Below are 10,893 nucleotides of genomic sequence, written 5' to 3' on the forward strand. Positions count from 1 at the left end.
CCGGATTACAGGGCCTCTTTGACCTTGGCCGCCTTACCCACGCGGTTGCGCAGATAATACAGCTTGGCGCGGCGGACCTTACCGTGACGCACGACCTCGATCTTCTCGATGGAGGGAGCGTGAACGGGGAACACCTTCTCCACGCCGATGCCGTAGGAGATACGGCGGACGGTGAAGGTCTCCTCGATGCCGCCGTGCTTCTTGGCAATGACGGTGCCCTCGAAGACCTGGATACGCTCGCGGTTACCTTCCTTTACCTTCAGGTGAACACGGATGGTGTCGCCCACCTCAACAACGGGGGGCTCAGCCTTCTTGTACTTCTCGGTAAAAGCCTGCATTAAATCCATTTTGTTTTCCTCCTGTTATATAGGCGTTCATGCCGGCTTGTCTGTTTTCTCCTATGGAAAACACCGCAGAGGACCGCCCGTTTTCAGACTAAGGAATTATATCACACTTCCTCTTCCATTGCAAGAGATTTCTACCTTTTTTACCCACCATTTTCCGCTGAAAGCTGCTCCGGGGTGCGGAAATAGCCCACCTGGTCCTCCTCCCAGATCCGGCCCATCCACTGGCCGTCCATGGTATAGACCTCATAGGACATCGCTCCGGTCTCCTCCAGGTAAATCGGCTCCAGACTCTCTCCATCGTAGTAATAGAGGGCATCGAAACCATCCACCCGGTTGCTCTCCCGGTTCCAGGCTTTATAGATGGGGTCAGTGGGCAGCGGCGTGATGGCTGGCAGCGGGATCTCCTGCTCCCGACTGGTCAAAAGCCCGGCCAGGGCCCAGTTGCTCTCCGTACAGCCCTGGACATGTTCATGCCACTTGAAATTCACATTCTCCAGCCGGGAGGGCTCCATACCCAAAAGGCCCACCGACACCCCCTGGACACTGGCCTCAGTGGGGTAGTCCTGCGGCAGCCGTTCCAAAATGGCATCCGCCGCCTTCTGGTCGTTGAGGCAGGTCTGCCGGTAATCTCCAATCTCCGAAGCACCGGCCACACACAGCACCAGGGCAGCTGCTCCCACACAGACGGCGCCCACGGTCCTGCCCCTGGGTACCCGCTGGCGCAGCAGCAAAAACACCGTGTCGCACACCAGGGCAATGCCCAGGAAGGAGGTCACCGCTCCCCGGAAGGAGAACCAGGGGTTGGCCAGAATAAGGAAGGGCGTCAGGGGCGCAATGGCCAGCAGCACGCCGGTCAGCAGGGCGAGGGGGACATTCCGCACCGCTTCCTCTCCATCTCCCCTCTCCGCTCTGGACAGCCAGCCGAACAAAACACACACAGCCGCCGTCACCAGACACCAGAGCAGAAGCTCCCCAGAGAACACCAGCCGAATTCCCCGCACAAAGCCCTTCACAAGGGTGTAGAAAAATCCACCGGTAAACACAGTCTGAATCTGCCCTAGAATGTCCGGCAGGAAGGTGTCCCAATAGTAGTCCGAGTTGGGCAGCACCAGCTCGGTCCGGCTGCCATACAGCCCGCCCACCGCCAAAAGCGTGGTGAGCTTCAGATAGAGCCCGGCCGCCGGCAGGCTCCACAGGGCCAGCAGAGCCCGGCCCCTGCGCTTTTTCAGCTCTAAAAGCCCCATCCCCAGCACCAGCGTCATGGCCAGCACCGCGGACTGCTCATAAAACCCAAAGGGGAGAAACATAGCTGCCAGAAACAGCAGCGCCCGGTACCATCCGCCCTTGTCCAGCCACCAGGCAAAGCTCCAACCGGCCAGGCAGGCAAAGAACAGGCCCACCACAATCCGGGTGGAGGCGGACATCCAGTAGGTTCCCTCCACCCCTAAGGGCAGCAGGGTCATCACCAGCAGGAACAGGGGGCTGACGGCAAAATACCGGGCAATGAGCCGCTTCATCAGCACTGCCGTCACCGCGTATATCGCCGAAACCAGGGCCACGCCCACAATCATGTAGTCAAAGAGGGGCGACCACACAAAGTAATCCGCAATGCCAGCCAGCGGCCGGGAGGCCAACAGCCCCACCAGCTTCACCAGGGCCAGGAAATCATGCTCCATGGCGTAGTTGTGGTACTGAATGTAGTCATCCAGCTGGTACCAGTACTCCACGCCGAAGGAACAGGCCCGCAGCACCAGCAGCAGGAACAGCACGCCACCCAGGGCCCAGTCCAGCCGCAGTCCCTTTTTTCCCTCAGACACCCTCATACACCTCGCCATGGACGGCGGATACGGACACTTCCAGCTCCGGGAAGGCCTGGGCCAGGAATTGCGCCAGAGGCGGCACCACCACCTGCTCCGTGGGGAAATGTCCGGCATCCATCAGGGTCAGCCTCAGGGCCCGGGCCTCCAGATACTGGTCGTACTTCACGTCGGCGGTGATAAAGGTGTCACATCCCTTCTCCAGGGCATCCAAAAGCATAGAACCGCAGGAGCCGCCCCCCACCGCCACCTTGTGTACCGGCTTTCCGCCGTCGGCAAAGCGCACCGAGGCAGCCCCCAGCCGCTCCTTCACATAGGCGGCATACTCCTTGGCGGTCAGACCGCTCTCATGGGCCAGACCCACCCGGCCGATGCCGTAGGGCCGTCCCTGGCTGTCCACGCCGTCCTGATGGAGCTGCTCCACAGCGCTCAGCCCCAGCGTCCGGGCCAGGCACTCATTCACGCCCCCCTGGGCCGCGTCCAGATTGGTGTGGGCACAGATGGCTCCAATCCGGTGCTCTGCCAGCAGCAGCAGCTTCTCCCCCACCGGGTCTCCGTCCGTCATGGATTTCACCGGGTGGAAGATCACCGGATGGTGGGACACAATGAGCTGGCAGCCCCGTCCGGCAGCCTCCAGAATCACCTCTTTTGTGATGTCCAGGGCGGTCAGAATCCGGCTGACCGGCTGATTTTGCCGTCCCACCAGCAGTCCGGCGTTGTCAAAGTCCATCTGAGTCTCAAAGGGCGCCCACGCATTCAGACGCTCGTAGACCTGCTGTATGGTCACTGCCATTGTTCCCACTCCTTTTTCATGCTCACAAGCTCCTCATAGAGCTCCTTCAGTTCCTGCTTCCGCCCCGCGGCAGCCTCCCGGCTGGAGCGCTCCAGGCCCTCCCGCGCCCGCTGCACCTTTCCCATCCAAAGGTCCAGCCATGCGCCCCGCAGCGGATGGGGCGTATTCATCCCCGCCACAATTTGGCCCGGAGTAAGCGGGGACATCTCTCCTGCCCGGACACTCCAGGCGGTGTAAAGGGTTTCCCCCTCGCGGGCTAAATCCTCCCGCTCAATGGCGTATCCATTTGCGGCCAGCCACCGGCGCAGGTCATCCATGGAGGACATGGGCTGAAGAATCAGCCGTGTGTTCTGCTCCCGGGTCCAGGGGGCTGCCTCTAGGATGGCGGCAATGGTCTCGCCGCCCATGCCCGCAATGACCACGGTATCCACCTCCTGGGGACCAATGCCGCTCAGGCCATCGCAGAGCCGGAGTTCAATTTCTCCCTCCAGCCCCTGCTCCAGCACCGTCTGTCTGGCCCGGTCCAGAGGACCGCTCCGCAGGTCCGCCGCAATGGCGTCTGAAATCCGTCCCGCCTCCACCAGCGCTGCGGGCAGATAGGCGTGGTCGGTTCCAATATCCGCCAATTTTGCCTCCTCGGGAACCATGGCAGCCACCATGGCCAATCTTGGGGTCAGATGAATTCTTGGGCACATAGCTCCTCCGTTTTCACCGCAAGGCAGATGGCCTGGGCAAAATCCCGGGCCGCCTGCTCTTTTTCCTCGTCCAGAAAGGGGACCTTCCGACCCAAATCCCGGCGGCACAGCATCCCCATGTACTCCATTTTTCCGTGGGTGCACCAGCGCTTGAGCCCCTGCTCCCACAGGTCTGCTCCCTCCTGGGGGCGATAGCCGCAGGTGACCACCGTGGCCACCCGTCTGCCCTCCAGCAGAGAGGCTCCCTTTTCCCGTCCATAATACTTGTTCCCGGCGTAAATCGCCCGGTCCATCAGTGCTTTCATGGCGGGCGTGCAGTACCAGGAATAGATAGGGGTGGCCAGAACCATCACGTCACAGTCCTTCATGGCCTCAAACACCTTGGAAAGATCGTCCTCCTGCACGCACCCCAGCCGGTCCGGCACCTCCTGACAGGCCATACAGCCCCGGCAGGGTGAAAGGCTCAGCTCATTCAGGCGGAAACAATGGGTCTCGACTCCCATCCGGGTACACTCCTCCAAAAAGGGCCTCAGCAGCGCGGCGGTGTTGCCCTCCGGCCGGGGACTGCCCATCAAAACAGTAAATTTCACCGGGCTCAGCCTCCTTTTCACAAAAAAACAGGGGGCGGAATCTTCCGCCCCCGTGTCTTTTTTACTCTCCAGCGGCGATCATGGCGTTGACCTTCGCCAGCAGGTCCTCAACCTCCACGCCGTGGACCATGCAGGCCTCCTCCACGGTCTCACCCCGGGAAGCGGGGCAGCCCAGGCAGTGCATGCCGATCCCCATGAACAGGGGGGCGGTCTGAGGGGCAATGGTCAGAATATCACCGATGATGGTGTCTTTGGTAATGGTCATAGCAGGATTCCTCCATTTTCTTCGGATAGGGATAGTATATCCGATTCAACGCGCTTTTTCAATGGCAAAAGCCAAAAAATCCTCTGATTTCCCTATGACTCAAGGCGAGGACTTGCTCTCTTCGCCCAGGGCCAATCGAGCAAGTCCCTCTACCGCCCCACTCATCTGCTTGGAGGCGGGGCCTACCAACAGGGCTGCGGCCACGGTACCCTCCCGTACCCCCTCCAGATGCCCCAAAAAGCCCAGGGACAGCAAGCAGGACACCACCACCAGCGTCACATCAAAGCCCACCTTTGTATTGGCAAACCGGGTGGAGAAGGCTTTGCACACCGCCAGCACCATGCCTTCGCCGGCCAGAGTAACCACATTGGCAGTCACCTCAAACCTCACTCCGATGCCCACCAGGAGAATACCCACAATACAAAGGGCCCAACTCATGGGATAGTTGGACACGGACACCCCCTGCAGCACCCACAGCGCTCCGTCTGTGAGCACACCGAACACCAGGGCCACCGGCAGCTGCATGAGCTGAATGAGATCGTACTGGCGGCGCAAAAGCAGGATTTGCAGGACAATGAGGACACAGTGGAGTGCGATGGTGGCCGTCCCCACTGTAAGAGGAGTAATCCGGCTCAGGGCATAGGGGACGCTGGAGATGGGCGAGGTGCCAAGCCCTGCCTTGATGGAACAGCCCACCCCGAAAGCCATAATGGTCAGGCCCACAAACAAAAATACATACCGCTTCAAAAGTGCGGCTCCTTTTGGTGTTATCATGGCTTCTCCTCCAACTTCTCCCCCTTCTCCCCAGAGACCGAGCAGTACACCTTTTCCAGCAGGACGGGGAGCAGCGTCCGCTCCTCTTCCGACAGTCCAGCGGCCGCCAGAGCATCCGCCCGGCGGGACACTTCCGCCATCCGCTCCCCCATTTTCCTGCCCTTGGGCGTCAGAGACACGTAGAGGGAGCGTCGGTTGCCCTCCCGCTGCGTCCGGGCGATCAGTCCGTCCCGTTCCATGCGGGTGAGAATGCTGCCCACTGTGGCCTGTTCAATTTCACAGTAATCCGCAATGGTCTTCTGATTGCTCTCTCCCCACTCCATGAGATATTCCAGTACCTTGGGCTGTCCGGGTGACAGCCCAAGCTCCGCCGCCTCGTTGAGGATCCAGCGGTTTAAATTGACATGGGCTTTCATAAGCAGATAGTGCAGTGTCTCCATGGCTATTCCTTTCTATGCTAAGCATACTTATTATATCCTTTCTTATTATAGTCTGAGGCACCGGATTGTCAAGGTCTCTCCCCCAGCGTTCGGATGACCAGCATAAAAAAACACCTTTGCTTTCGCAAAGGTGTTTTTTACCATATCAAACGTTACTCGTCACGTACGCCGGATCCGGAACACAGGAACGATGGTGAAGCTTAGTAAAGCTTCGCGCCGGCAGGAATCCGATCGTCCAGCATCAGCAGATTAAGTCCCTCACGGCCGTCGTTCTCGTAGACGGCGGAGATCAGCATGCCGCAGGAGTCAATGCCCATCATTTTCCGGGGAGGCAGATTGGTGATGGCCACGGCGGTCTTTCCAACCAGCTCCTCAGGCTCATAGTACTCATGGATGCCGCTCAGGATGACACGGTCCTCACCGCTGCCGTCGTCCAGAACAAACTTCAAAAGCTTCTTGCTCTTGGGCACGGCCTGGCATTCCTTGATCTTCACCACGCGGAAATCCGACTTGCTGAAGGTCTCAAAGTCCACCATGTCCGCAAACAGGGTCTCGATCTTCACCTTGGAGAGGTCGATCTTCTCCACAGGAGCCTGGACGGAAGCAGGAGCAGCCTTCTCCTCTTTCTTCACGCCCTCAGGCTTCATGGTGGGGAACACCCCGCCGGTCTCTTCATCCGGTTTCATCACGGCCTGACGTGTTGAAAACACACCATTTTTACGAGGTTTTGCTAACTTTTTGGGTTCCATAGGATGTCCTCCTGTGCCGTCTGGTTCGGGGCAAAAGTTGTAAAAAAATTGTAGAAAGTTGTATTGGCACAAAATCGGCTCAATATCGACTTCAAATTGGCACAGCGAATGGTTGCATTGTTTGAAAAGAGGCCATTGTAAAATTGCCCCATTTGCAGGAAAGCCTGTATGAGTCCTGCACAAGATTGCCTTGCAGATTCATACAGAAACAAGTATAGCATAAGCCTCAAAGATGTTCAAGTCAACGATTTTTTCGTTGGCGAACTCAATTTCATACCTTATATATAAAAAGGAGAAAGCCATGCCAACCTATCAATTACAAATTAAACAGATTGTGGACTACCCACGCTGCCGGATCTACCGGCAGTTCGTCCGCTTTCCGATGGAGGGCCGGATCATTCGCGTAAGTGGAGGCTTCGGCCTTTTTTGCGGCACTTTTGATTGTTACGCATTACAAGTTAGATCCCTTTTCGGGCTGCTGCCGGGAAGGTTTACTACACCGCGCGCATGAACAGTACTTGCTGCGCTTTGGGCTTGCTCTTCTGTACGGAAACTAGCAGGTCGCCACTTTTGAACCTACACTCCCTCCCTTGATGGTGAATTGAACAAGGAGGTCTTACCATGAAAAAATTTGTTGAAAAAGATGTCACAGAGAATCCTCTGTACCATGATACCTGGAAACTGCTGAAAAAATACCGCGATGTGGTTTGGAGCTTGGAGATTTCCGTCCAGCATGTGCGGGCCAAGTTCGAGATTGAATACGGCACCTCCATCGAAGAATTTCTGGATTCCGTTTATCTTGCCGGCGCTGACCTGAACGGGAGCAACATTGAGCACCATGCCAAGTGCATTGAGCGCAGCCACAAGATGCTAAAGCTCGTGGATTCAGCAGTCGAATTGCTCCGTACCCGGCACAAGAACGGCGAGGCATATTACTGGCTGCTGTACTACTCCTTCCTCTCCCCTCAGCAGCTGAAGAATGTGGAGGAAATCATCGAAAACCTGCGTCCGCACATCCGGGACATCTCCTTCCGCACCTACTACCGCAAGCGGCGGGAGGCCATTGACGCCCTTAGTTCAGTGCTGTGGGGCTACACCTCTAAGGACAGTCTGGATGTGCTGGAACACTTCTTCCCGGGCACAAAGCCTGCCGGGAATCGCGCAGACAACCGCTAACTTAGAGCTAATTTGATTCGCGTCCCCAAAATATATTTAGCAGCGCCTGTGGAGTGACAATTCGCTGCTCCACAGGCTTGTTTTTTCTCATTGACCTTTTGGGGTTATACATTATATATTTTTCCATAACAAGTTGTTTTTTAGTTCTCCCGTCTAAGATTTTATCTTTTGTTTGCGTTGTTTTTTCACAAAAAGCGGATTATAATAGATAAAACCTTGGTATTGGGATGTTGCTTATGCTGATTCAATTTAGTGTAGAGAATTTTCTATCTATCAAAGAAAAAGTTGTACTATCCCTGCTGGCCAGCAAGGATAATGCGCATCCAAATCATCTTATCGCGGATGAAACCAAACGCTATTTGAAGTCTGCTGTCATTTATGGGGCCAATGCTTCAGGGAAGTCCAATGTTCTGAACGCATTCTGCTTTATGGCAAACTATGTACTGACTTCACATAACCAGCAGATCCATAAGGCCATTGATCGTTCACCCTTCAAGTTTGATCAGGAAACACCCACGCGCCCCAGCAGCTTTGAGGTCATCTTTACTACCAAAGGCATTCGATATGCGTATGGCTTTTCTGTAACAGATAGGGCTGTTACAGAAGAATACCTATATTACTATCCGAACGGCATAAAGGCGCTTATTTTTGAGCGAAAAAACACCAAAGATTTTCGTTTTACGGTGGATATAGATGAGCAAAACACGCTCAAGGAGCGCACCTCTGCGAACAAGCTCTACCTGTCGGTTGCATCAAACTGGAGTTATACCAAAGTGATCCCGGTTTTGGAGTGGGTTGCTTCCTGCCAAATCATCACGAAGAATTCCGTGGCGGATGCTTACAGGCTTGAGGCAGAACAGCTGAAAGATGCTGATTACCGACGTGCGATCGCCTCTATGCTGCGTGCTGCAGGTTTTGGGATACAGGCTCTGCAAATGCGCGATTCAGGTCCTGCTCTCTCTCAACACAGTGACATCTTTACAAATATCGAGGCCATTCACACGGTACGAGACACTAACGGGAATACATTTGCCTACGCGTTAAATATGGCAGAGGAATCCGACGGCACCAACAGTTATTTCAAACTGATCGGCGTTGTGAAAAAGACTTTAGACCATGGAACGCTTCTTGTGGCTGATGAGATGGACGCACACCTGCATCCTCTTTTGGCTAGGCATCTGGTTTCCCTATTTGACAGCACAGAATTTAATCCCAAAGGTGCTCAGTTGATTTTCACATCTCACTGCATCAATCTTCTTGATCTGGATTTGTTGAGAAAAGATCAAATTTGGTTCACTGAAAAAGATGAACGGACGGTTGCCACCGATTTGTTCTCCCTTTACGATTTTTCCGTTCGCAAAGATACGAAAGTAGAGAAGGGATATTTAATCGGTCGTTTTGGTGCGATTCCCTTTATCAAGGGAGGGCTATAAAATAGCACGCGGACAGCAACGCAAAAATCGAAAACCTGCGATACAGAGGCCCCATGAGATCAGAAAATCTCATGGGGCCTTTTCAGCTGGCTTCAAGATTTCCACCTAAATCCATGCCATGGATGAGTATTCTCAGCCATGGTCGCTGTACTCTCTTCTCCATCTGTGATATGTTTGACTTGTTAGAGAATGAACTTTTTATTCAATCAGATTTTTCTTTCCTTGCTGCAGAATTTTCAGAAGTTTTTCCTATTTACTGGTTGAAGTAATCATTCCAGTCTTACTACAATCAGGAGGTACTTTATGGCAAAAGTCAGAAAAGATAAACGTGGACGCAACCTTCACAAAGGAGAATACCAGCGCCCGGACGGGCGCTATGCCTACGCGTACAGATACAATGGAAAACGGGTGTTTATCTATGATACGGATCTCGCCAGCCTAAGGAAGAAAGAACAGCAGATCCAGGCTGATTTGATAGACGGAATCCGGACATATGAGAGTTCCCGGCTCACATTAAACGATCTCTTCCAGGTATATATGGAAACAAAGACCAATTTGAAAGAATCTACGGAATCCAACTACCGCTATCTCTGGGAGCACTATATTCAACACGAACCTATAACAGAAAAAGCGCTCTCCAAAATCCATAAAAGCGATGTCAAATTGCTGTACGCTAAATTGCTGCAGGAGGGGTTTGCTTCCAATTCCTTGGAAAGCATCAACAATCTGATCCATCCGGTTTTAGAGCTTGCTGTGGATGACGATTTGATCCGCAAAAATCCAAGCAACGGTGTCTACCGCGAGATGAAAACAAACGCTCCTGTGCAGCGTATCGTTCTCACTTCGGAACAGGCAAAGCACTTTCTCCAATACATAGAATCCTCGCCACAGTACTGCAGCTGGTTACCGCTTTTTGTAACCCTGTTAGGCACCGGGATGCGGGCATCCGAATGTACCGGTCTGGTGTGGGATAATATCGATTTTGAAAATAACTGTATCCATGTGGATCATGCCCTGATCTACCGCTCCATTCACGGGAATGCGAAGTGGTATATATCCACGCTTAAAACCAGAAACTCGGTACGTACGATTCCTATGATTTTCGCTGTTGCCCAGCAACTGCCCCTTCTTTATGAGAAGCATATCGGCAAGCATGCAAAGCCGGGCCCCACATTGGATGGATACCATGACTTCGTGTTTCTCAATCGGTTTGGTCAGTTGATTAATGCTCACGGGATCGACCGCGCTATTGAGCGCATTCGCACAAGTTATAATGACGTGGAATCCACGCGGGCAAAAGAATGCAACCGCAAACCAGATCTGCTTCCGCATTCTACCGCCCACTGCTTACGCCATACTTTTTGCACAAGGCTATGTGAGTGCGAAAAGGACCTTGCTGTAATCCAGCATTTGATGGGACATTCTGATATTGAGACAACATTGACCGTCTATGACCATGTTTCTCCGAACCGGTTAAGAAAAGCAATAAATTCGTTAGATCAGGCACAGAAACTTGGCCTCCTATAACGTGTGTTTACAGGTGCTGGAACAAAATGAACTCCTTAATATAAAGGGCCTCCAGAAAGCACTTCAAAATCGCATTAGCAAAGGGAGACAGTTTTATGAGCACCAACGAAAAAGGGATGCCCCAAAGCAGAACGTACACTGTGAATGACATCGCAGTCATTCTCAGTATCGGCCGCGGCTCGGCCTATAAACTCGCCAATTTCGGATTGTTGAAGCCGATCCGTATCGGCAACATGATAAGGTAGAATAAGTTTCGCAAATTGAAAAGTGGATAAAAAGAGACATGG

General features: G+C 53.8%; 14 protein-coding genes and 1 pseudogene. 6 read left to right on the forward strand and 9 right to left on the reverse strand.

The window, feature by feature from the left end:
• Positions 1-5: 5 nt before the first annotated feature.
• From rplS to DWX58_RS09320, 9 genes and pseudogenes are all read right to left on the reverse strand, one after another.
• On the reverse strand, positions 6-347 hold the full coding sequence (rplS, locus tag DWX58_RS09280) for a 50S ribosomal protein L19 (protein ID WP_118643158.1): 342 nt from the start codon (positions 345-347) through the stop codon (positions 6-8).
• A 140-nt stretch (positions 348-487) separates the two neighbouring features.
• A complete protein-coding gene (locus DWX58_RS09285; RefSeq protein ID WP_147382256.1) occupies positions 488-2,164 on the reverse strand; it encodes a hypothetical protein in 1,677 nt (558 codons plus the stop codon).
• Positions 2,157-2,957 carry a Nif3-like dinuclear metal center hexameric protein gene (locus tag DWX58_RS09290; protein WP_118643162.1) on the reverse strand — a complete coding sequence of 267 codons (801 nt, stop codon included), beginning with the start codon at positions 2,955-2,957 and terminating at the stop codon, positions 2,157-2,159. The genes DWX58_RS09285 and DWX58_RS09290 overlap by 8 nt, the downstream gene beginning before the upstream one ends.
• The gene (locus tag DWX58_RS09295) at positions 2,948-3,652 is read right to left on the reverse strand and encodes a class I SAM-dependent methyltransferase (RefSeq protein WP_118643164.1); all 705 of its coding nucleotides are present in this window, start codon (positions 3,650-3,652) and stop codon (positions 2,948-2,950) included. Before DWX58_RS09295 ends, DWX58_RS09290 begins: the two co-directional genes overlap by 10 nt.
• Positions 3,631-4,242 (reverse strand): flavodoxin family protein, encoded by a 612-nt coding sequence (locus DWX58_RS09300; protein ID WP_118643166.1) that lies wholly within the window; start codon positions 4,240-4,242, stop codon positions 3,631-3,633. The genes DWX58_RS09295 and DWX58_RS09300 overlap by 22 nt, the downstream gene beginning before the upstream one ends.
• A 61-nt stretch (positions 4,243-4,303) precedes the next feature.
• Positions 4,304-4,507, reverse strand: a complete 204-nt coding sequence (locus tag DWX58_RS09305) for a DUF1858 domain-containing protein (protein WP_118643168.1) — start codon at positions 4,505-4,507, stop codon at positions 4,304-4,306.
• A gap of 99 nt (positions 4,508-4,606) precedes the next feature.
• Complete coding sequence (locus tag DWX58_RS09310) at positions 4,607-5,281, reverse strand: DUF6198 family protein (protein ID WP_118643170.1); 675 nt, start codon at positions 5,279-5,281, stop codon at positions 4,607-4,609.
• Positions 5,278-5,721 carry a MarR family transcriptional regulator gene (locus tag DWX58_RS09315; RefSeq protein ID WP_118643172.1) on the reverse strand — a complete coding sequence of 148 codons (444 nt, stop codon included), beginning with the start codon at positions 5,719-5,721 and terminating at the stop codon, positions 5,278-5,280. The genes DWX58_RS09310 and DWX58_RS09315 overlap by 4 nt, the downstream gene beginning before the upstream one ends.
• Positions 5,722-5,921: 200 nt before the next feature.
• A pseudogene (locus tag DWX58_RS09320) lies at positions 5,922-6,380 on the reverse strand (lysine--tRNA ligase); the annotation flags it as partial.
• Between the two features lie 391 nt (positions 6,381-6,771).
• Between DWX58_RS09320 and DWX58_RS15980 the strand changes: the two are divergent.
• From DWX58_RS15980 to DWX58_RS09345, 6 genes are all read left to right on the forward strand, one after another.
• The gene (locus DWX58_RS15980) at positions 6,772-6,981 is read left to right on the forward strand and encodes a hypothetical protein (RefSeq protein ID WP_347559165.1); all 210 of its coding nucleotides are present in this window, start codon (positions 6,772-6,774) and stop codon (positions 6,979-6,981) included.
• A gap of 110 nt (positions 6,982-7,091) precedes the next feature.
• Positions 7,092-7,646 (forward strand): hypothetical protein, encoded by a 555-nt coding sequence (locus tag DWX58_RS09330; RefSeq protein ID WP_118643176.1) that lies wholly within the window; start codon positions 7,092-7,094, stop codon positions 7,644-7,646.
• A 236-nt stretch (positions 7,647-7,882) separates the two neighbouring features.
• Entirely contained in the window at positions 7,883-9,079 is a 1,197-nt protein-coding gene (locus DWX58_RS09335; protein WP_118643178.1) for an ATP-binding protein, read from the forward strand.
• A gap of 53 nt (positions 9,080-9,132) precedes the next feature.
• Positions 9,133-9,348, forward strand: coding sequence for a hypothetical protein (locus DWX58_RS15390; RefSeq protein ID WP_147382257.1), 216 nt, complete (start codon positions 9,133-9,135; stop codon positions 9,346-9,348).
• Positions 9,349-9,382: 34 nt separating this feature from the next.
• A complete protein-coding gene (locus DWX58_RS09340) occupies positions 9,383-10,606 on the forward strand; it encodes a site-specific integrase (protein ID WP_118643180.1) in 1,224 nt (407 codons plus the stop codon).
• A 95-nt stretch (positions 10,607-10,701) separates the two neighbouring features.
• Positions 10,702-10,851: a helix-turn-helix domain-containing protein gene (locus tag DWX58_RS09345; protein ID WP_118643182.1), complete on the forward strand. Its 150-nt coding sequence runs from the start codon at positions 10,702-10,704 to the stop codon at positions 10,849-10,851.
• Positions 10,852-10,893 lie beyond the last annotated feature (42 nt).

Origin of the sequence: Pseudoflavonifractor sp. AF19-9AC, from assembly GCF_003478995.1 — a bacterium.
GTDB lineage: Bacteria > Bacillota > Clostridia > Oscillospirales > Oscillospiraceae > Lawsonibacter.